General features: G+C 70.3%; 21 protein-coding genes and 7 tRNA genes. 11 read left to right on the top strand and 17 right to left on the bottom strand.

The window, feature by feature from the left end; translation table 11 throughout:
* The first annotated feature begins 190 nt into the window (after positions 1-190).
* Positions 191-1,846 carry a hypothetical protein gene (locus ACY0PA_RS09715; protein ID WP_473084261.1) on the top strand — a complete coding sequence of 552 codons (1,656 nt, stop codon included), beginning with the start codon at positions 191-193 and terminating at the stop codon, positions 1,844-1,846.
* 53 nt (positions 1,847-1,899) lie between these two features.
* Here ACY0PA_RS09715 and ACY0PA_RS09720 read toward each other — a convergent pair whose 3' ends face one another.
* Positions 1,900-2,466 carry an HIT family protein gene (locus tag ACY0PA_RS09720; RefSeq protein ID WP_473084262.1) on the bottom strand — a complete coding sequence of 189 codons (567 nt, stop codon included), beginning with the start codon at positions 2,464-2,466 and terminating at the stop codon, positions 1,900-1,902.
* 66 nt (positions 2,467-2,532) lie between these two features.
* On the opposite strand from ACY0PA_RS09720, the gene ACY0PA_RS09725 reads away from it, so the two are divergent.
* Positions 2,533-3,201 carry a potassium channel family protein gene (locus ACY0PA_RS09725; RefSeq protein ID WP_473084263.1) on the top strand — a complete coding sequence of 223 codons (669 nt, stop codon included), beginning with the start codon at positions 2,533-2,535 and terminating at the stop codon, positions 3,199-3,201.
* A 29-nt stretch (positions 3,202-3,230) separates the two neighbouring features.
* On the opposite strand, the gene thrS is transcribed toward ACY0PA_RS09725, so the two are convergent.
* From thrS to ACY0PA_RS09740, 3 genes are all read right to left on the bottom strand, one after another.
* Entirely contained in the window at positions 3,231-5,207 is a 1,977-nt protein-coding gene (gene thrS, locus ACY0PA_RS09730; protein ID WP_473084264.1) for a threonine--tRNA ligase, read from the bottom strand.
* 163 nt (positions 5,208-5,370) lie between these two features.
* The gene (locus tag ACY0PA_RS09735) at positions 5,371-6,588 is read right to left on the bottom strand and encodes a hypothetical protein (protein WP_473084265.1); all 1,218 of its coding nucleotides are present in this window, start codon (positions 6,586-6,588) and stop codon (positions 5,371-5,373) included.
* Between the two features lie 78 nt (positions 6,589-6,666).
* The gene (locus tag ACY0PA_RS09740) at positions 6,667-7,233 is read right to left on the bottom strand and encodes a DUF4365 domain-containing protein (RefSeq protein WP_356272315.1); all 567 of its coding nucleotides are present in this window, start codon (positions 7,231-7,233) and stop codon (positions 6,667-6,669) included.
* Between the two features lie 169 nt (positions 7,234-7,402).
* On the opposite strand from ACY0PA_RS09740, the gene ACY0PA_RS09745 reads away from it, so the two are divergent.
* Positions 7,403-8,128 (top strand): 3'-5' exonuclease, encoded by a 726-nt coding sequence (locus tag ACY0PA_RS09745; protein ID WP_100597013.1) that lies wholly within the window; start codon positions 7,403-7,405, stop codon positions 8,126-8,128.
* Between the two features lie 75 nt (positions 8,129-8,203).
* Here the strand turns inward: ACY0PA_RS09745 and ACY0PA_RS09750 are convergent.
* The 4 genes from ACY0PA_RS09750 to ACY0PA_RS09765 form a co-directional block, all read right to left on the bottom strand.
* Positions 8,204-8,275: transfer RNA gene (locus ACY0PA_RS09750), tRNA-Val, on the bottom strand.
* A gap of 53 nt (positions 8,276-8,328) precedes the next feature.
* Positions 8,329-8,775: an SRPBCC family protein gene (locus tag ACY0PA_RS09755; RefSeq protein ID WP_473084266.1), complete on the bottom strand. Its 447-nt coding sequence runs from the start codon at positions 8,773-8,775 to the stop codon at positions 8,329-8,331.
* 327 nt (positions 8,776-9,102) lie between these two features.
* A tRNA-Val gene (locus tag ACY0PA_RS09760) sits at positions 9,103-9,174 on the bottom strand.
* 85 nt (positions 9,175-9,259) lie between these two features.
* Positions 9,260-9,706, bottom strand: a complete 447-nt coding sequence (locus ACY0PA_RS09765; RefSeq protein WP_473084267.1) for a TIGR02611 family protein — start codon at positions 9,704-9,706, stop codon at positions 9,260-9,262.
* 190 nt (positions 9,707-9,896) lie between these two features.
* On the opposite strand from ACY0PA_RS09765, the gene ACY0PA_RS09770 reads away from it, so the two are divergent.
* Positions 9,897-10,310, top strand: a complete 414-nt coding sequence (locus tag ACY0PA_RS09770; protein WP_003959770.1) for an SsgA family sporulation/cell division regulator — start codon at positions 9,897-9,899, stop codon at positions 10,308-10,310.
* Between the two features lie 274 nt (positions 10,311-10,584).
* Positions 10,585-11,145, top strand: a complete 561-nt coding sequence (locus tag ACY0PA_RS09775) for a CGNR zinc finger domain-containing protein (protein ID WP_473084268.1) — start codon at positions 10,585-10,587, stop codon at positions 11,143-11,145.
* A 13-nt stretch (positions 11,146-11,158) separates the two neighbouring features.
* On the opposite strand, the gene ACY0PA_RS09780 is transcribed toward ACY0PA_RS09775, so the two are convergent.
* Both ACY0PA_RS09780 and ACY0PA_RS09785 read right to left on the bottom strand, forming a co-directional pair.
* On the bottom strand, positions 11,159-11,338 hold the full coding sequence (locus ACY0PA_RS09780; protein ID WP_473084269.1) for a hypothetical protein: 180 nt from the start codon (positions 11,336-11,338) through the stop codon (positions 11,159-11,161).
* Positions 11,339-11,506: 168 nt separating this feature from the next.
* The gene (locus ACY0PA_RS09785; protein WP_473084270.1) at positions 11,507-11,944 is read right to left on the bottom strand and encodes a hypothetical protein; all 438 of its coding nucleotides are present in this window, start codon (positions 11,942-11,944) and stop codon (positions 11,507-11,509) included.
* 257 nt (positions 11,945-12,201) lie between these two features.
* On the opposite strand from ACY0PA_RS09785, the gene ACY0PA_RS09790 reads away from it, so the two are divergent.
* Positions 12,202-12,723 carry a DsbA family protein gene (locus ACY0PA_RS09790; protein ID WP_473084271.1) on the top strand — a complete coding sequence of 174 codons (522 nt, stop codon included), beginning with the start codon at positions 12,202-12,204 and terminating at the stop codon, positions 12,721-12,723.
* 24 nt (positions 12,724-12,747) lie between these two features.
* Here ACY0PA_RS09790 and ACY0PA_RS09795 read toward each other — a convergent pair whose 3' ends face one another.
* Genes ACY0PA_RS09795 through ACY0PA_RS09805 form a run of 3 tightly spaced genes read right to left on the bottom strand, consistent with a single transcriptional unit; the run spans position 12,748 to position 15,504 of the window.
* The gene (locus ACY0PA_RS09795; RefSeq protein ID WP_473084272.1) at positions 12,748-13,572 is read right to left on the bottom strand and encodes a GNAT family N-acetyltransferase; all 825 of its coding nucleotides are present in this window, start codon (positions 13,570-13,572) and stop codon (positions 12,748-12,750) included.
* Between the two features lie 58 nt (positions 13,573-13,630).
* Positions 13,631-14,452, bottom strand: coding sequence for an aminotransferase class IV (locus tag ACY0PA_RS09800; RefSeq protein ID WP_473084273.1), 822 nt, complete (start codon positions 14,450-14,452; stop codon positions 13,631-13,633).
* Entirely contained in the window at positions 14,449-15,504 is a 1,056-nt protein-coding gene (locus tag ACY0PA_RS09805) for a chorismate-binding protein (RefSeq protein ID WP_473084274.1), read from the bottom strand. Before ACY0PA_RS09805 ends, ACY0PA_RS09800 begins: the two co-directional genes overlap by 4 nt.
* Positions 15,505-15,649: 145 nt before the next feature.
* Here ACY0PA_RS09805 and ACY0PA_RS09810 point away from each other — a divergent pair.
* The 5 genes from ACY0PA_RS09810 (at position 15,650) to ACY0PA_RS09830 (ending at position 16,135) form a co-directional block, all read left to right on the top strand.
* Positions 15,650-15,722 (top strand) — tRNA-Gly (locus ACY0PA_RS09810).
* A 37-nt stretch (positions 15,723-15,759) separates the two neighbouring features.
* Positions 15,760-15,833, top strand: a tRNA-Cys gene (locus tag ACY0PA_RS09815).
* A gap of 1 nt (position 15,834) precedes the next feature.
* A tRNA-Val gene (locus ACY0PA_RS09820) sits at positions 15,835-15,906 on the top strand.
* A gap of 43 nt (positions 15,907-15,949) precedes the next feature.
* Positions 15,950-16,021: transfer RNA gene (locus ACY0PA_RS09825), tRNA-Val, on the top strand.
* Between the two features lie 42 nt (positions 16,022-16,063).
* Positions 16,064-16,135 (top strand) — tRNA-Val (locus ACY0PA_RS09830).
* 54 nt (positions 16,136-16,189) lie between these two features.
* Here ACY0PA_RS09830 and ACY0PA_RS09835 read toward each other — a convergent pair.
* The 4 genes from ACY0PA_RS09835 to ACY0PA_RS09850 all read right to left on the bottom strand — a co-directional run bounded on the left by ACY0PA_RS09835 (position 16,190) and on the right by ACY0PA_RS09850 (position 18,383).
* Entirely contained in the window at positions 16,190-16,474 is a 285-nt protein-coding gene (locus ACY0PA_RS09835) for a TFIIB-type zinc ribbon-containing protein (protein WP_100597023.1), read from the bottom strand.
* A 69-nt stretch (positions 16,475-16,543) separates the two neighbouring features.
* Positions 16,544-17,491, bottom strand: a complete 948-nt coding sequence (locus ACY0PA_RS09840) for a phosphotransferase family protein (RefSeq protein ID WP_473084275.1) — start codon at positions 17,489-17,491, stop codon at positions 16,544-16,546.
* A 200-nt stretch (positions 17,492-17,691) separates the two neighbouring features.
* The gene (locus ACY0PA_RS09845; protein ID WP_116503303.1) at positions 17,692-17,898 is read right to left on the bottom strand and encodes a hypothetical protein; all 207 of its coding nucleotides are present in this window, start codon (positions 17,896-17,898) and stop codon (positions 17,692-17,694) included.
* Positions 17,899-18,095: 197 nt separating this feature from the next.
* Complete coding sequence (locus tag ACY0PA_RS09850; RefSeq protein WP_473084276.1) at positions 18,096-18,383, bottom strand: hypothetical protein; 288 nt, start codon at positions 18,381-18,383, stop codon at positions 18,096-18,098.
* Between the last annotated feature and the right edge of the window lie 97 nt (positions 18,384-18,480).

The following is an 18,480-nucleotide window of genomic DNA, read 5'->3' on the forward strand; positions in this document are numbered from 1 at the left end:
TGCCATCCGACAGCCAGGCCGCCCGCCCGGTCCCCTTCCGGGCGGGCGGCTTCGGCCGTCCCCTGACGGATGTCGGTGCGCCCGGATACGCTGAAGACCTGATCAAGCCGATGACCTGATCAACAGGTGTGCGGAGCAAGGAAGTCGGGAAAGCCGCAGGAGCGAAGGCGCGCGGCGATGGGGGCGGGCAGTGGCGGACGACGTATTCGACTTCAGGCCCGGGGCGCAGGTGCCGTTGCACGGCTCCGCGGGCCAGACCGTGGCCACATACGCCCTCGCTTCGGCGGCGTACCGGGACGCGAAGGTGGACGATCTGCTCGCCGCCAACAGCGAGTGGCACAAGTCCGAAGTGAAGAAGGGCATTTGGTCGCTGGCCGCGCCGAATCTGGGCGAGGCTTTCTCGCGGGCTGTCCAGGGCCGGCTGCTCGGCGGCGACCGCAAGCCGCTCATCCAGTCCTTCGGCACCGAGCCGCAGGTCGTCGTCGAGCACTGTCTCGCGGCGAACCGGATCCGTAAGCAGCGCGACAGCTGGCTCACGGCCGTGATGGCGCTGTGCGGCCTGCTCTTCCTGCCCGGCCTGATCGTCTGGCTGCTCGTCTTCCAGGTCCGCCGCATGATCGGCAGCCAGGAGAACAAGCGCATGGCCGCGCTGTTCACCGCGCTGATGGTGGCGGTCGCCGCCGTCGCCGTGATCTTCATGGTCAAGCTGCCGTTCACGGGCTTGTGGGCCTGGTATCTGCGGGGGGCGATCGTGGCGCCCGTGGTCGGCTGGCTGTGGGCCCGGCAGATCTGCGAACGCACGGCGCAGGACATGCGGGAGCGCTGGGACAGCCTGCTCGCGGGCGGCGGCATCGGCGCCAAGATCCCGGAGGCGGTGCCCGGCAGCCCGGGCGAGACGGCCGCCGAACGGCTGCGCCAGAGCCTCGCCAAGCTGACCGCCGAGCAGCAGTCGAACGCCGTGTTCTACGCGGGCCCCAAGGGCATCCTCGGCATGGGCACCCGCTGGGGCAGCTGGCAGCTCGCCGAGGAACTGATCCCCCGCGACGAGGGCGCGGAGATCCACCCGTTCCGCAGCTGGGACGTCATACGGGCGGTCCACGACAAGCTGCGGCTCCTGGAGCGCGGCCCGCTGCACACGGGCGGGTTCCCGACGCCGTCGATCAGGCACTGGATCGTCTCGCCGATCGGGGAGAACGCGAAGAAGGTGGCGCGCCCCAGCGGCACCGACGTCGAGGCCTTCCAGATCAAGAACCACGAGATACAGCGGATCTGCAACGAGCAGCAGTTCGGCAGCGGCGACCGCCACTATCTGGGCGTGCAGTTCACCCTCTGGGACGGCCAGTTGGTGATCACGATGCTGATCACGGTGACGGTGCTGCACGAGACGCTGCGCATCGAGGTCACGGGCCATGCGCTCGGCCCGGTGCACTCCCTGTTCACGACGAAGCCCGAGCCGAAGACGAAGGAAGTCGCGAAGGCCGTCAAGTTCTGGGAGACGGTGGAGAAGAAGCTCCCCCTCATCGAGCCCGACGAGGTGGTCCGCCTCGCGGTGCGCGCGCCGTTCACCTGGTACCCGCCGCTCCTGGACTTCATAGGCGGCAAGCTGATCCTGCCGGAGCCCTTCGGACTGCGGCACGCCTGGGCGGACAAGCCCTGGCGCCACCGCTTCATGGCGGACGACGCGCTGCGCACAGCCACCCCGGTCCTGCGCGTGGTGCACGCGGCGGCGATCAAGGTACTTGAGGAGAACGGCGTGGACACGGAGAAGTTCGGTACGCGCTCGTCGTTCCTCAGCAACCTGGTCCAGGCCCCGACGCCCATGAACGCCGACGTGTACGACGCGTAGCCGGGCCCGGCCGGCCAGGGACGCAAGTGCCTGGCCGACCGGTCACGATCGGCTCAGTCGGCGTCCGGCCAGGCCTTGGCCAGCGCGGTCCTGGTGTCGCCGAGCAGCTGCGGCAGCACCTTGGTGTGTCCCACGACGGGCATGAAGTTGGTGTCGCCGCCCCAGCGCGGAACGATGTGCTGGTGCAGATGCGCGGCGATGCCGGCCCCCGCGACCGCGCCCTGGTTCATGCCGATGTTGAAGCCGTGCGCCCCGGACGCGGTGCGCAGTGCGGCCATCGCGCGCTTGGTGAAGAGAGCCAGCTCGGCGGTCTCGCCGTCGTCCAGGTCCGTGTAGTCGGCGACGTGCCGGTACGGCAGCACCATCAGGTGCCCGCCGTTGTACGGGTACAGGTTGAGGATCGCGTAGACGCTCGCGCCGCGCGCCACGATCAGCGCTTCCTCGTCGGTCATGCCGGGTGCGGCGCAGAAGGGACAGCCGTCGTCGGCTCCCGGTCCGGTCGGCTTGTTCTCCCCCTGTATGTAGGCCATCCGGTGCGGCGTCCAAAGGCGTCCGAACCCGTCCGGCACACCCACCGGCCCCGTGTGCTGCTCCGGCTCACTCGTCATGAGATGCAGCATATGGCTTCGCCCGTTCGGAGCGTGTCGGCGGGGCAGGTCCCGGTCCCCGGCCGCGATCCTTGACCGATGGACGAGAGACGGCGGACGCCGTGGGAGCACCGGATGGAGACCCCGCTGACGCTGGCGGCCCTGCTGTTTCTCGCGTCGTACGCGATCAGGGTCCTGGGGCACGGGCTTCCGGAGGCGGTGCGCGACGCGTGTCTCGCGGTGACCGCCGCCGCCTGGGCCGCCTTCGCGCTGGACTTCGCCATCCGATGGTGCCACAGCGGCAAGGGGCTCTCGTTCGTGCGCCGCCACTGGCTGGACGCGGTGGTCGTGGTGCTGCCGCTGCTGCGCCCACTGCAGGTCGTGCGGACCTACGACGCCGTGCGGCGGCGGCACGAAGAACCGCGGCTCAGCCTGCACGCGCGCGTGGCGACCTACGCCGGGATGTCCGCCACACTGCTCGGATTCGCGGCGGCGCTGGCCGTGTACCAGGTCGAGCGCGGGCAGCCGCACGCCACGATCCGTACCTTCGGGGACTCCTTGTGGTGGGCCTGCTCGACGCTGGCGACCGTCGGATACGGGGACGTGGTGCCGGTGACCCTGCTCGGGCGTCTGGTGGCGGTGGCTCTGATGGGGTGCGGTGTGGCGCTGCTCGGAGCGATCACGGGCGCGTTCTCGTCCTGGATGTTCCAGGTGTTCAGGCGTGACGACGACGAGAGGCCCCCGGAAAACTTCCCGGGGGCCTCCTGATTCGTACGCCGTGCCGTGAGCGGCGGGCGTCAGACCTGCACGCGCTCCTCGACGACCTTGACGATCTTCTCGATCGCCTCGTCGACGGGGATGCCGTTCTCCTGCGAGCCGTCGCGGTAGCGGAAGGAGACGGCGCCGGCCGCCATGTCCTCGTCGCCCGCGATGATCATGAACGGCACCTTCTGCTTCTGCGCGTTCCTGATCTTCTTCTGCATGCGGTCCGAAGAGGAGTCCACGTCGACGCGCAGGCCCTTCTTCTTCGCCTTGGCCGCGAACTCCTCCAGGTACGGGATGTGCGCGTCACCGATCGGGATGCCGACCGCCTGAACCGGCGCGAGCCAGGCCGGGAAGGCGCCCGCGTAGTGCTCGAGGAGCACCGCGAAGAACCGTTCGATGGAGCCGAACAGCGCGCGGTGGATCATGACCGGGCGCTGCTTGGTGCCGTCGGTGCCGGTGTACTCGAGGTTGAAGCGCTCCGGCAGGTTGAAGTCGAGCTGCACGGTCGACATCTGCCAGGTGCGGCCGATGGCGTCCTTCGCCTGGACGGAGATCTTCGGGCCGTAGAACGCGGCGCCGCCCGGGTCGGGGACCAGCGGGAGGCCCTGCTTCTCGGCGACCTGGCGCAGCGTCTCGGTGGCCTCTTCCCAGACCTCGTCCGAGCCGACAAACTTCTCCGGGTCCTTGGTGGAGAGCTCCAGGTAGAAGTCGGTCAGGCCGTAGTCGCGCAGCAGGTTGAGGACGAAGGTGAGCGTCTTGTCGAGCTCCTCCGCCATCTGCTCCTTGGTGCAGTAGATGTGCGCGTCGTCCTGCGTGAAGCCACGGGCGCGGGTCAGGCCGTGCACGACGCCCGACTTCTCGTACCGGTACACGGTGCCGAACTCGAAGAGGCGCAGCGGCAGTTCACGGTAGGAACGCCCGCGCGCATCGAAGATCAGGTTGTGCATCGGGCAGTTCATGGGCTTGAGGTAGTAGTCCACGCCCTCGTCGAGCTGCATGGGCGGGTACATGCCGTCGGCGTACCAGTCCAGGTGGCCCGAGGTCTCGAAGAGCTTCCCCTTCGTGGCGTGGGGGGTGTAGACGAACTCGTAGCCCTCCTCCTCGTGCCGGCGGCGCGAGTAGTCCTCCATGACCCGGCGGACGATGCCGCCCTTGGGGTGGAAGACGGCCAGACCGGAACCGATCTGGTCGGGGATGGAGAACAGGTCCAGCTCGTTGCCCAGCTTGCGGTGGTCGCGCTTCTCGGCCTCGGCGAGGAACTCCAGGTGCGCCTTCAGCTCGTCCTTCGACGGCCAGGCGGTGCCGTAGATGCGCTGGAGCATCGGGTTCTTCTCGCTGCCGCGCCAGTACGCCGCCGCGTTCCGCATGAGCTTGAACGCCGGGATGTTACGGGTGGTGGGCAGGTGGGGACCGCGGCAGAGGTCCTTCCAGCACAGGTCGCCGGTCTTGGCGTCGAGGTTGTCGTAGATGGTCAGCTCGCCGCCGCCCACCTCGACGTCCGCGCCGTCGTCGCTCGAAGCGGAGCCCTTGATGCCGATGAGCTCGAGCTTGTACGGCTCGTCGGCCAGCTCTGCGCGGGCGTCCTCGTCGGTGACGACGCGGCGCGAGAACCGCTGACCGCGCTTCTGGATCTCCTGCATCTTCTTCTCGATGGCCTTGAGATCCTCGGGCGTGAAGGGCTTCTCCACGTCGAAGTCGTAGTAGAAGCCGTCCTTGACCGGCGGGCCGATGCCCAGCTTGGCGTCGGGGAACAGCTCCTGCACGGCCTGCGCCATCACGTGCGCGGTGGAGTGGCGCAGGATGCCCAGGCCGTCCTCGGAGGAGATCTCGACGGGCTCGACCTCCTCGCCGTCCTGCACGGCGTACGCCAGGTCCTTCAGCTCGCCCGCCACACGGGCGGCGACGATGGTGCGCTCGCCGGCGAAGAGCTCGGCCGCCGTAGTGCCCGTCGTCACCACGCGCTCTTCCCGCTCGGAATCGCGTTGGATGATCACACGGACGTCTGACACCGGACTCTCCTGCCTGAAGGGGGCGCGCGATGTTCTGGCCACGCGCGCAATACACAGAGGATCGTACCGAGCCCGGGGCCCGACTCGCGAAACGGTATCGACACCGCCCGCGCCACGTTCCCCGCGCACACAGCGGGAACCCCCTGCTCACGAGCCCGTGAGCTCAGTCGTCCCCGCTGCACGCCTCCTCGAAGAAGTCCAGATTCTCCTGGAGCGACTTCATCAGCCGGTCCCGCTCGGCCTCCTCGACCTGTACGGGCACCACGCCGCTCGCCCCGGTCAGCCGCCGGAAGCCGCCCCGGCTCTCCAGCCGCCCGTGCACCCTGATCGGCAGCCCCACGAGATGCGCGTGCCCCGCCGTCCGGTACGCCTCCTCGTCCAGCGTCATCCGTACGTGCGGCACATCGGCGCCCCCTATGACGTGCAGCCGCACCGTGCCCTCGCCGCGCGGCCGCGATCTGCGCATGCGCACGACGGTGCCGGTGATGCGGACGGCGATGGACGGCTCGGACCGCAGATAGCGGGCGCTCGCCTCCCGCAGCACCGCCAGGTCGCCGGGCGAGAACTCGACGGGCTCGTCCCCGGCCGTACACTCGGCGGGCACTCCGGCCGCCGGTGACCATTCGACGCCCACCCGGGCTCCCTCCGTGCCGCGGACGAGGGCGACGAGCGCTTCGACGAGCTCGTGACTCACCCCCGCCTCGACGGCGCCGTCGAAGGCGTCCATGCCGCCGGTGGCCCGCCGGTAGTCGATGGCCTCGCGGGCCGCGTACAGCGCCTGGTGGAGACGGACGGCGAGCGTGCGGCCCGCGGCGACGGGCACGAACGCGGTGAGCCTGCGGCCGCCTGGGGCGTCACCGACGAGGACGGTCTCCAGCGACGCGGCGGCGGACCTGCGGTGGCGCGCGCCGTAGTACCCGGCCTTGTCCCGGGCGGCGAGCGCGGCGGCCAGCAGCATCCGCCGGGCGGCGGCGCGCAGTTGTTCCTCCACCGGCCATGCGGCGCTTCCCGCGGGCCCGGCCGGCACATCGCGCCACCAGCGGATCTCGTCGCTCGGCACGGCGAGCGAGACGAGGACCTCCCGCGCGGAGTGCGACCCGCTGCGCTCCAGCGCCTCGAGCGCCTCGCCGAGCAGGTCGTCGCTGTCGGGGAAGGCGCGGCTCTCCGGTATGAGCAGGCTGGTGCGCCCTGAGGCGCCCGGTAGCGTCCAGCGCACATAGCGCCCGGTGGCGCCGCCGCGGCGCTCCCAGCCGTGCCGGTCGAGCAGTGCGTTGAGCACGACCGGGTCGACCTGCTCCGGGCCGGGGCCCTCGAGGTCGGCGGGGTGGGATCGGGCGGTGTTCAGGGCGCGCAGGCGCTCGTCGGTCGGGCGGTGCTGCATCAGGGTCTCCCTCCCTGTCCGTCAGGGCCTCCCGCGTGTGGCCTTCAGGCGTCCCGCGCCTTCAGGGCGTCACGCGTTTCAGGGCCTTCCGCCCGTCCCGATCCGCGTCATGATCTCGCAGAGCGCACGGTCGTCGAATATCCGCGAGGTCGGAATGCGCACGGTGGTGCGGCGCCGGCCTGTCACGGGGTGGCCGGCCAGGTTGATCCAGTAGCAGCAGTGCCGCAGGTCGAGCCGGTCGTGGCCGGCCCGCAGCCAGTCGTCCTGCGAGCGCGGCACGATCATCACGACCAGGATCTTGTGCACCGACACCGGTGTGCGGGCGAGCTTCTCCAGATGCGCGTTGTCGAGCGTGAAGGAGAAGGACGGCCCCGGCGGTTTCGGCGGGATCTGGTACGTGCACTTGAGCTGCACCTTGATGGTGACCTCGTCGTCGACCGTGTGCCCGGGGGCGCTGTGGCTGACGTGCCAGTCGATTCCGTTGTCGGGGAACGGCTGAGAGAGCGAACAGCCCGCGGCTGCCGCTACGGCGTGCAGATAGCCCACCTGGAGTGTCTCCATGCAGGCGGTGGTGGCGAGTGTGCCGCGCGGCGGTGCGATCCGCTCGGGCAGCAGCCCACCCTGTTCGGGCTGCGCGAGCGCCATGTCCAACTGGCCTTCCGAAACAGGTGAATCCCCTGGGCGGGTCTCTGAACTGCCGTGACCCGTATCTGTGTTGTCTCCGGTCGGCGTACGACGCAAACAGCCCGGGTATCACCGAAACGGGCAGCCGCGAGGGGCCATCTGCCAGGTGTGAACGAGGAGTTGCATTGACATGACGTGCTGGTACGAGGGTCCTCTGGCCGCCTTCGACACCGAGACCACCGGCGTGGACGTGGAGAGCGACCGCATCGTGTCGGCCGCGATAGTGGTGCAGGACGCCGCGGGCAGCCGGCCGCGCGTCTCACGCTGGCTCGTGAATCCGGGGGTGCCGGTGCCGGCCGGGGCGACGGAGGTGCACGGCCTGACGGACGAGCACCTCCAGCGCAACGGCCGCTGGCCGGCCCCCGTCATGGAGGAGATAGCCAGGCTGCTGGGCGAACAGGCCGCGGCGGGCCGCCCGCTCGTGGTGATGAACGCGCCGTTCGATCTGACGCTCCTGGACCGGGAGTTGCGGCGCCATCGCGCGTCCGCGCTCGGCCGCTACATGGAGAGCTCGTCGCTGTGCGTCCTCGATCCGCGCGTCCTCGACAAACACCTGGACCGCTACCGCAAGGGCCGCCGCACCCTGACGGACCTGTGCGCGCAGTACGAGGTGGAGCTGGAAGGCGCACACGACGCGGCCGCTGACGCGCAGGCCTCCCTGGATGTCGTACGGGCTGTGGGGCGCCGTTTCGCGTCCCGTCTGGAGCGGCTGTCCCCTGCCGAACTGCACACCCTTCAGGCGGTCTGGCACGCCGCGCAGGCGCGTGGGCTGCAGGCGTGGTTCGCGCGCAGCGGCAATCCGGAGACGGTGGATCCGGCGTGGCCGATGCGCACGGAACTGCGGGAGGCCGCCTGAGAGTTGCCCGTCCGGGCTCGGGCCCGGGGCACAGAAAAGCCGGTCCGTCTGCTGACGGACCGGCTTTCTTCCGGGTGGGCGATACTGGGTTCGAACCAGTGACCTCTTCGGTGTGAACGAAGCGCTCTCCCACTGAGCTAATCGCCCGGGAACGGGTTGAACCATACAGGCCCCGGCGGGTTTCCATCAAACCGGCTCGGTCAGCGCCGCCGCAGATACGCGACGAGGCCGCGCCGCCCGGCCCGCATCATCAGCGCGTGGTTGACGAGGAACACCGGCCTGCCGACGAGGGCGAAGCGCCGCAACAGGGGTTTGCACACCTCCACCTCCTGCTCGTACAGCGCACGCGTCCCGCCCTCGTGCGCGCGCACGGTCCACCGCGCCCAGCCCTCCAGGTCGCCGGACATGGTGATCTCCAGGACCCCGGCCCCGGGGTCGCCACGCAGGGCGGTGGCCGTCACGAACAGGTCGTACGGCAGGAGCGAGCGGAAGCGGGCGGTGCCGCGCCGCTCGTCGAGTGAGGTCGCCTCGCGCACCTGGGGCCACCACAGGGGGTAGTCCTCGCCGCGCTCGAGGACCGCGAACACGTCGGCGGGCTGCGCGGGCAGGTCCCAGACGCTGCGGAAGCGGTAGTGGCTCCAGTCCATGATGCGAGTCTCCCCCGATACGCGGCGACTCACATGAACGTGAATTGACATGATGGCGCCGGTCATTGATTCACCGTCAGAACGTCTGGATTCCGCGCGAAGTCCGGGAACTCTGAAACGGGGTCAGATTCGTCCGGCTTTCGAATTACGCAAGGGGTCTCGCCGGGTTATCCCATGCATCCGAATGGATTATGGGATTCCTGTTCCGGTCGCCGGACACACCCGGGGCGTCCGGCCGCTAGAAAGCGCTTGCCGATCAAGGGTGGCCAAGCATGGGAACGCCGAGGGCCCCGGAGGCTTGAAGCCTCCGGGGCCCTCGGTCCGGGGTGGGCGATACTGGGTTCGAACCAGTGACCTCTTCGGTGTGAACGAAGCGCTCTCCCACTGAGCTAATCGCCCGGGCGCAGAGAGAACATTACCGCATGTCAGCGGGTGCTCCGACCAGCCCTGACACCCCCGGCGCGACCCTCGCGGGCCACCCCGCTCACTCCTTGATCTTCCACGGCATCTCGAAGCCGAACTTCCACACGTAGATCCCCACGAGCACCGCGATGATCACCACGCCGATCGACGTCAGGATGATGTTCCGCCGGCGCACCGCCGGGTCGAGCGCGCGCTGCGTGGCCTCGGTGACCTTGCGCTTCGTCCAGCGGAGCACGAGCTGCGCCCAGACGAACTCAGTCGCCCAGATCGCCATGCCGCCGAAGATCACCAGCCAGCCCGGGCCCGGCAGTGGCAGCATGATCACGCCCGCCACCACCACCGCGAGCCCGACCACGAAGACACCGACCTGCCAGCTCAGGTGCAGGGCTCTGCGGGCCTTGATGAACTCCGGCGCCCGCGAGCCGAGCTCCGGCTCGGCCTTCGCCCCGTCCCCCGTCGTCGCGGTCACGGATTCCGTCTCGGCCGCCTCGTCACTCCCCGTATTCATAGAACCAAACCTACCCGACGGAATCGCGTCACCGGAATGGACGCTCCGGGACAAGAAACACTCCGCCGTCCGAGCTACCTAAAGGCACTCAAAACACTCAGAGGGGTTTACAACGGCACCGTAGGTGGCATGTCGATTTCGCCGACGTGCGAATCCCCGAGCGCACACTGAGCGAAAGGCCCTGGCGCTTATGAACACCACGGTCAGCTGCGAGCTGCACCTGCGCCTCGTTGTGTCGAGCGAGTCCTCACTGCCTGTACCCGCAGGACTGCGGTATGACACGGCCGATCCCTACGCCGTGCACGCCACCTTCCACACCGGAGCAGAAGAGACGGTCGAGTGGGTGTTCGCCCGCGATCTGCTCGCCGAGGGCCTGCACCGGCCCACCGGCACCGGCGACGTCCGAGTCTGGCCATCCCGTAGTCACGGCCAAGGCGTCGTCTGCATCGCTCTGAGTTCTCCTGAGGGCGAGGCTCTGCTCGAAGCCCCTGCGAGGGCGCTGGAGTCGTTCCTGAAGAGGACCGACGCGGCCGTGCCACCCGGCACGGAACACCGCCACTTCGATCTCGACACGGAGCTCTCACACATCCTGGCCGAAAGCTAAGGCCTGGAGCCGACGCCGGCACACCGCCGGAGTCACGCACCGCGAGAGCCGCTCGATGCCGTCCACTCGGGGAGACGGAACGAGCCACAACAACTGCATACGGCATACACCGGCGCCGCCGCCGTGGGATCTTCCACGGGGGCGGCGTCGGCGCGTCCGCGGACAGGCACACGGCCGACCGGACCTATAACATCGGCCAGCATCGGCGGGCACAGTTCCCCAAGCTCTTGATGAGCAGGGGAGACCCCACTACCCCCAGGCCAGGGAGCAAATCGTGCTGATCACCCACGACACCCGGTGCGCCCTCGACACCGTGGTCGATCTGGTGAACACCGCACCGGACGGCGAACAGGCCGCCGACGGGCTGGCCGATCTGGCAGCCCTGGGCGAATTCGTACGAAAGAACGACATCAGCGACGTCGGGATGCTCGCAGAGCGTGACCTCGACGCCGTACAGAGTGTGAGGGAGCGGTTCGCCGCCGTGTTCGCGGCGCCCGATCCGCACGCCGCGGCCTCGCTCATCAACGAGCTGGTCGCCGCCGCGGGCACCACGCCGCGTCTGACCGACCACGACGGCTACGACTGGCACGTGCACTACTTCGCGCCTGGGGCGTCCGTCGCCGACCACCTCGCGGCCGACTGCGGGATGGCGCTCGCCTTCTTCGTGGTCGCCGGGGAACAGGAGCGGCTGCGGCGCTGCGAGGCCCCGGACTGTCGGCGGGCCTTCGTGGACCTCTCGCGCAACCGGTCCCGCAGGTACTGCGACAGCCGCACCTGTGGAAACCGCTTGCACGTGGCGGCATACCGGGCGCGTCGCAAGGAAGCGGCGGGCTGACCCGCCAGCTCTCTCACAGCACGAACAGATCGTGCAGAGAAGCCAGGAGCAGCAGGCAGCCGATCACCGCCAGAAAGATCATCAAGGGCGGCTGCGACAGTGCGAAGAGGCAGCCTCGGCGTTCGTCGGCCGTGAAGGCGTCAGGTCGCTCGTCGGCCTGCGGGGCGGAACCGCCCTGTGTTGTGTCCAGCATCTCGCGGCGATGATGACGCAGTCGGCGCACCGCCGTCGATCAACACGCTCAAAAGAAGCGGGGGTTCGCCGGATCCCGTGACGAGGGTGGTACGAGGTCGACCGGAAGGAGTCCAGCAGCTTCCGTTTTCAGGCCGAGGTCGACCGACCGGGGTCGAGGGTCCTCGGGTCAGATCCCGTGCTTCTTCAGAATCGCCTCGATGTCGCTGAAGTCCTCGGAGGCGGGCTTCTCGGCGGGGCGGGCCGCCGCGGGCCGGGTGGTCGGGCCCAACGAGGGGGCCGAGGCGGCGGGCGCGACGGCCTGGGCCTCGGCGGCGGCCTTGGCCGCCTTGCGCTCCTTACGGGTGCCACCGCCGCGGCGCTCAACCGCGCGGGTCACCATGAACAGGAGCCAGGCGCCGCCGAGCACGACGAAGCCGGCCCACGCCGTCGGGCTGAACGCGGTGTCCGCCAGCCAGCCGACCGCACCGGTCATCACCAGACCGATCGGCACCAGCGAATAGGCGGCCATGCGCGCGGCCGCGAGGAAACGCTTCCGGTACGCCGTGACCGCGGCGATGCCCAGCCCGGCCACGGAAACGGCGGAACAGACGGTCTCGGCAATCATCCGGTCCTCCTGGCACAGGCAGCGGGCGACGGAGCATTCCGTCCCCTCCATCGTGCACCGCCCCGGGGTCCGCAGGCCACGATCCGGGCGGACCTCAGGGACATTTCCGGGTTCGGCCTCCTCCGCAGGTCCCGGTCCGGGGGCTGTCAGGGATCCTGCCCGGGGTCCTGTCGGGGGGTCCTGCCGGGGTCTGATCAGGGGGCGTGTTCAGCAGGTGCCGGTTGGGGTCCCCGGCGCCTGCCTGGAAGACTGGTCACATGAACGACGCCTCTCCCGCCTCCGCCCCTCAGGGCCGCCCCGTCCTCGATGTCTGGTGCGAGCTCCAGTGCCCCGACTGCCGCACCGCTCTCGACGACGTGCGCGCGCTGCGGGCCCGCTACGGCGACCGCATCGACCTGCGTCTGCGGCACTTCCCGCTGGAGAAGCACAAGCACGCCTTCGCCGGAGCGCAGGCCGCGGAGGAGGCCTTCGAGCAGGGGCAGGGCTGGCCTTACGTGGAAGCGGTGCTCGGCCGCGTCGAGAAGTTGGGCCGCAAGGGCGAGCCGTTCCTCGTCGAGGTCGCGGGTGAACTCGGTCTGGACGCCGAGGAGTTCGACACCGCGCTCGTCGACGGGCGGCACATCCTGATCGTCGACGCGGACCAGGCCGAGGGCAAGGCGATCGGCGTGACGGGCACACCCACGTACGTCATCGACGGCGAGCGGCTCGACGGCGGGAAGAGCCAGGACGGCCTGCGCGAGCGCGTCGAGGAGATCGCCGACCGGCTGCTCGGCTCGTAGCTCCGGCCCCTGCCCGCGAGCCGCTCAGAGCAGCGGCTTGTACAGGTGGAACTCGGTCGCCCGGTATCCGAGCGACTCGTACAGGCGGACGGCCGGGGTGTTGCCCGCGAAGACGTTGAGCCCCAGGCGGGCGGCGCCCGCGGCGCGCGACTCGGCCTCCGCGAGGAGCATCAGCGAGCGTCCGTGGCCATGCCCTCGGTGCTCGGCCGCCACCTCGACGTCGTAGACGTACGCGCTCTCGCCGCGCAGCGCGACCCACAGTGTGCCCACGACCGCGCCGTCCGTCTCGAGCACGCTCAGGACGGTGTCCCGCGTGGCGAGCCCTTCCCCGAGCGTCGCAGCGTGATCGGCCTCGGCCTTGGCGCGCGCCTGGGCTTCCGGGACACCGCGCTCGACCAGGCTGCGCACGTACCCGACGCGCGTATGTGCCTCCCACGCCGTGAACTCGGGGCCGGTCATGCGCCGCCCCGCGCTGCCCGCAGGAAGCGCGGAGGGCTCGGCGGGGAGGTCCTTCTCCATGTTCCGGTTGCGCTCGACATAGCCGAGGGCGGTGGCCAGGGCGAGGGCACGCTCGGCCGGTGCGGGGATCGAGACCTCGATCCGGCCGCAGCCCCAGCCGCGCGCCACCTCCTCGGCGGCGAGGGCGGCGACGGTGCCGCGGCCCCGCCCGCGGTCCGGCTCGTCGATCCGAAGATCACGGATCCGGGCCACCCGCTCGCCGTACACCGGATGGGTGTCCAGGCGCAGTTCGCCGACGGGGCGGCCGTTCACACACACCTGGTACTGGCGTGACCGCGTCCCGTGGGCGTCGCGCTGAAGCGGCTCGGTCGGCCGCAGAGTGGTGGTCATCAGGGGTGTTCTACCCGCCCTGTGACCACCCCGTCACCCGGATGAGGAGTCGCGCGGACTACGGGTCGAGGTCGTCCGCCGCGCGCTCGTCGAAGACGCGCATCGCCTTGGCAGTGACGGGCCCGGGCGCGCCCGGCAGCTCGCGTCCGTCGACCCGGTGCACGCCCTGCACATCGCGCAGCGTGGACGTCAGGAAGATCTCGTCGGCGCGCTCCAGTGCGTCCAGCGGCAGATCGGTCTCCTTGGCGCCGGTCCACTCGACGGCCAGCGCGCGCGTGATGCCCGCCAGACAGCCGGAGGCGACCGGCGGGGTGTGGATCTCACCGTCGAGGACGACGAACACGTTCGACCCCGTGCCCTCGCAGAGCTGCCCCACCGTGTTGGCGAACAGCGCCTCGGAGGCGCCCTGTTCGCGCGCGCGGGCGAGCGCGACGACGTTCTCCGCGTACGAGGTGGTCTTCAGGCCGGTGAGCGCGCCGCGTTCGTTGCGCGTCCACGGGACCGTGACCGTGGCGGTTGAGTCGGGACGCCGGACGGCCTCGCCGAGCGCGACCACCAGCGTCGTCCCGTGCTCACCGCGGTCGGACCCCAGCGGGGACAGCCCTCCGGTGTACGTGATCCGCAGCCGGCCGAACGGCATCGGGTTGGCCTCGAGGACGGCGTCGCAGGCCCTGCGCACCTCGTCGAGGTCGGGCTCGGCCAGACCGAGACCGCGCGCGGAGCGGGCGAGCCGGTCGAGGTGGCGGGTCAGCGCGAACGGCTTCCCGTCGACCGACTTCACGGTCTCGAAAATGCCGTCGCCCACGGTCAGGCCGTGGTCGAACACCGAGACACGGGCGGCCTCTGGTTCCTGCAGTGCGCCGTCGAGCCAGATCTTCACGTAGGGATCCCTTCGCTTTCCTCGTACGTACCCGACGCTACCGCCAGCAGCCGGGAAGCCTTCAGTTCGGTCTCCCGCCACTCACCTTCGGGGTCGGAGCCCCAGGTGATGCCGGCGCCGGTGCCGAACCGCAGGACGCCCTCGGCCCGGTCGGCCCAGAACGTGCGGATGCCGACGGCCAGCTCGCCGGTGCCCCGGTCGGCGTCGACCCAGCCGATGCCGCCGCAGTACGGGCCGCGGGGCGCCGTCTCCAGGGCGTCGATGATGCGCAGGGCGCTGGACTTGGGCGCTCCGGTGACGGAGCCGGGCGGGAACGCGGCGTCGAGCAGGTCGCGCCAGCCGGCACCTTCGCGCAGTTCCCCGCGGACGGCGGAGACAAGGTGGACGAGGCCCGGGTGCTTCTCGACCACACACAGCTCCGGGACGGTCACGGAACCGGTCGCGCAGACGCGTCCGAGATCGTTGCGGACCAGGTCCACGATCATCACGTTCTCCGCGTAGTCCTTCTCCAGGAGGTCCGCCTCGGTGCGGCCCGTGCCCTTGATCGGCCCGGACTCGACGGTCCGCCCGGTGCGGCTCAGGAAGAGCTCGGGGGACGCGGTGGCTATCTCCACGCCGTGCGCGGGCAGGCGGACGGTCCCCGCGTAGGGGGCCGGGTTGCCGCGCGCGAGGAGCGCTGTGAGGGCGTCCACGTCCGCGTCCGGGGGAAGGGGCGCGGACAGGACGCGACAGAGGTTGGCCTGGTAGACCTCGCCGGCCGCGATGTGGGTGCGGATCCTGCGCACGCCCTCGGTGTACGCGGCCCGGTCGAGGGACGTCGTCCAGTCACCGGCCGCGGGCCCCTGCCAGGCGCCGGGGACCGGAGCGGGCACGGGCTCCTCCCGCACGGAGTCGAAGCGGGCGCACACGAGACGGCCCTCGAAGTCGGCGGACACGGCCCAGAAGCCGGCCGAGTCCAGGGCCTCGGGATCGCTGGTCACGTCGCGCAGCTCGGTCGCTACGAGACCGCCGAAGCGGGCCAGAGGGGGCAGGTGGTGAGGGAGGTCGCGCACGCCTTCGAGTCTATGGCGGGTGTCCCCCGCGTGACCTGGGGCGGTCGCACCGCAGCACGCTGCGCAAACGCGTTTTTGTACTGGCCCGGGAATCCGCTAGAGTTCAACACGTCGCCGGGACGCGTAAGCCGAACGGAAACGACAAGCGGACGTAGCTCAGTTGGTAGAGCGCAACCTTGCCAAGGTTGAGGTCGCCAGTTCGAACCTGGTCGTCCGCTCAGGAAGTGGGGGATCTTCCCGAACCCCCACACTCCTGGTGGAGTGGCCGAGAGGCGAGGCAACGGCCTGCAAAGCCGTCTACACGGGTTCAAATCCCGTCTCCACCTCCAAGGACGATTAGCTCAGCGGGAGAGCGCTTCCCTGACACGGAAGAGGTCACTGGTTCAATCCCAGTATCGTCCACTGGATCATCGCGAAGGTCATCTTTCCGACGGTCCGAAACCCCGCGCGATTAGCTCAGCGGGAGAGCGCTTCCCTGACACGGAAGAGGTCACTGGTTCAATCCCAGTATCGCGCACGCAGTACGACTCACGGGTCCTGATACAGTCTGGCCCGTCCCGCGCGATTAGCTCAGCGGGAGAGCGCTTCCCTGACACGGAAGAGGTCACTGGTTCAATCCCAGTATCGCGCACAGTCAAGAAGCCCCCGGCCCTTCGGCCGGGGGCTTCTTCATGTGCCGGGCGGCTCAGGAGGAGAAGAGCATCCGGCCGAAGCCGCCCTTGTGGTGGCCGTGGTGACCGTGGTGCCCGCCGTGGTGCGGGGCACCCCAGGCCGGGGCGGGAGCCGACGGATACGCCTGCGGGGCCGGAGGCGCCGGCGGCGCCTGCTGCTGCCACTGGGACTCGAGCCGGGTCAGGGACTCCAGCTCGCCGTAGTCGAGGAATATCCCCCGGCAGCCGCTGCACTGCTCGATCTGGACGCCATTGCGGTTGTACGTGTGCATCGGTGCATGACACTTGGGGCACTGCATGGTCGGCTCAACTCCTCGCCGTTCGGCACTTCTTCGCCGGAACACTTCCCGGCATCGGTCCGTTGCACCCTACTTCGCGGCGCCGTGTGCCAACTCGGCCGGTACCGCTGCCATTCGGTCGCAGGCGTCGACCAACGCCTCCTCGGCCTCGTCGAGCGCGCGGCCGGCCGCGGCTGCCTTGGCCACGGCGAGGGCCGCGGTCTGGACAGTGAGGGCGCGGGCCGGGGCGTCCAGGGCGGGCCAGGGGTCACCCTGGAGCGACGGGGCGCCGCCCGCCTCCTGGTACGCGGTGAGGAACCTCGCCCACTCCTGTGCCGGAAGCAGGCCGCACGCGAACCACGCGGCGGGGCGCGCGAGGTCCCAGGCCGGGTCGCCGGTGCCGAGGTCGTCGACGTCGATCAGGAGCCAGGGGCCGGTGCCGGCGGGGCGGCGGACGAGCTGGCCGAGGTGCAGGTCTCCGTGGCACAGGGCGGACGCGTGCCCGCCGGGGGCCTCGGCGCGGGCCCAGGGCGGCAGGCCCGACCAGGCGCGCAGGATCGGCGCGGACGCCGGATGGGGACCGGCTGCCAGGAGCCGCGCGACGGCGAGGGCCGCCTTGACCGGGCCGCGCATCTGCGGGAGCGGGCCCGGGAGTTCCGCCACGGGCACCGCATGGAGGCGGGCCAGGAGCGTGGCCGCGTCCTCCCACGGCGCGTGTTCAGGGGCGTCGGGGTCCACGGGGCTGCCGTGCGGCCAGAACGTGACAAGCCGGTCGTGCAGATCCGCCGCGACCGGCGCGAGCGGCGGCAGCAGAACGCCGGAGAGTGCGGCCGCCGCGGCGAGGCGGGCGTTGAGCTCGGCGGGGTCCGTGCCCGGGGCGTGGGCCTTGGCGACGACGTCGCCGTGGCGGACGACCGTCCCGTCCGCGCGGTCGGCGAGTACCGCGCCTGGTGCCGGGCAGGCGCAGGGTTCCTGGGTGCGGTGCGCCGCGCCGCGTGCCGTGGCGGAGAGTGCGGGCAGCAGAACGGGTGCGGTCATCGGTGGTTCCCCCCGGGTGGTGTCACCGCGAGCGTACGCAGCATCCGGCGGGTGGGACTCACCGGTACGCGAGCAGAACAATGGCCGCGCAGCTCCCCAGCTGCGCGGCCATCATGTGCCGTCCGCCGCACCCCCGTCCCCACGGGGTTTCATGGCCGGATGTCCCCGCCCGGACCGCTCTTCCGGGCCTGGGGCGCCGCTCAGCGCCCCAGCATCACGCCCACGGACGACGCTTGTGTGACCACTGCTTCCCAGCCGCCGAAAACGACTACGAGCAGGGCCGCCAGGGGAAGAACCATGGCCGTCGCCACCAAGGGGTGACGGCGCTCGGAACGACGGCCGCCGAACGCGGCGAATGCCCTGCGTCCCTGCGTGCGGACCATTGTCCGCGGTGCCGTGTCCGCCATGGTTCCTCTCCCGGTCAAGATCTTCGGTTTGGCAGCGGCGGGTACCTGACCTCGGGGGACGAGTGCTTGCACCCGCCGCTTGACCTCAAATCTAGGCGCGTCAGGAGCCACGGTCGTCATGCCCTCGTACCGATTGCCGGGCCTCCCGGAGGATGACCGCCGCCGTCTCGCCTACTCCCCTGGGTGGAGAAGAGGACCTAGGTCGCGGTCCAGGTCTCGGGGTCTTCCCGGAGGGGGCGCCCGGCGCGGGCCGCCGCCTCCGAGGGCTCCTCCCTGGGTACCGGCTGCTCGACCAGGGCGAGCACCCGGGTCGCCATGAAACGTGCCGTACGCACGACAGAACCGGAGCGGGTGACTTCGCTCACTTCCACCACGCCCCTGCGGACCGCCGTCTCGACCCGGCGGCCCGCCCGGCTCGCCACCACCTCGTACGTGCGCGTCGTGTCCCCCGCGTCCACGACTATCTCCACTCGGTCACCCTTCACAGGACCAATCCCCCTTCTACGACGGATGGTTGGCGATCAGGGCAGCTGCGGGCCGCACCGCTCCCGCTTTCCCTGACCACCTCTCAAGTTTCCCACC

This window comes from Streptomyces sp. DS1-CR2 (genome assembly GCF_055760475.1).

Bases quoted from the DNA above. Each gene is read 5' to 3' on its own strand.
- ACY0PA_RS09790 (WP_473084271.1), top strand. From the start codon at position 12,202: ATGAACGACGCCTCTCCCGCCTCCGCCCCTCAGGGCCGCCCCGTCCTC.
- ACY0PA_RS09765 (WP_473084267.1), bottom strand. From the start codon at position 9,706: ATGAATACGGGGAGTGACGAGGCGGCCGAGACGGAATCCGTGACCGCG.
- ACY0PA_RS09770 (WP_003959770.1), top strand. From the start codon at position 9,897: ATGAACACCACGGTCAGCTGCGAGCTGCACCTGCGCCTCGTTGTGTCG.
- ACY0PA_RS09745 (WP_100597013.1), top strand. From the start codon at position 7,403: ATGACGTGCTGGTACGAGGGTCCTCTGGCCGCCTTCGACACCGAGACC.
- ACY0PA_RS09845 (WP_116503303.1), bottom strand. From the start codon at position 17,898: ATGGCGGACACGGCACCGCGGACAATGGTCCGCACGCAGGGACGCAGG.
- ACY0PA_RS09755 (WP_473084266.1), bottom strand. From the start codon at position 8,775: ATGGACTGGAGCCACTACCGCTTCCGCAGCGTCTGGGACCTGCCCGCG.
- ACY0PA_RS09840 (WP_473084275.1), bottom strand. From the start codon at position 17,491: ATGACCGCACCCGTTCTGCTGCCCGCACTCTCCGCCACGGCACGCGGC.
- ACY0PA_RS09780 (WP_473084269.1), bottom strand. From the start codon at position 11,338: ATGCTGGACACAACACAGGGCGGTTCCGCCCCGCAGGCCGACGAGCGA.
- ACY0PA_RS09720 (WP_473084262.1), bottom strand. From the start codon at position 2,466: ATGCTGCATCTCATGACGAGTGAGCCGGAGCAGCACACGGGGCCGGTG.
- ACY0PA_RS09835 (WP_100597023.1), bottom strand. From the start codon at position 16,474: ATGCAGTGCCCCAAGTGTCATGCACCGATGCACACGTACAACCGCAAT.
- ACY0PA_RS09740 (WP_356272315.1), bottom strand. From the start codon at position 7,233: ATGGCGCTCGCGCAGCCCGAACAGGGTGGGCTGCTGCCCGAGCGGATC.
- ACY0PA_RS09795 (WP_473084272.1), bottom strand. From the start codon at position 13,572: ATGACCACCACTCTGCGGCCGACCGAGCCGCTTCAGCGCGACGCCCAC.
- ACY0PA_RS09725 (WP_473084263.1), top strand. From the start codon at position 2,533: ATGGACGAGAGACGGCGGACGCCGTGGGAGCACCGGATGGAGACCCCG.
- ACY0PA_RS09735 (WP_473084265.1), bottom strand. From the start codon at position 6,588: ATGCAGCACCGCCCGACCGACGAGCGCCTGCGCGCCCTGAACACCGCC.
- ACY0PA_RS09785 (WP_473084270.1), bottom strand. From the start codon at position 11,944: ATGATTGCCGAGACCGTCTGTTCCGCCGTTTCCGTGGCCGGGCTGGGC.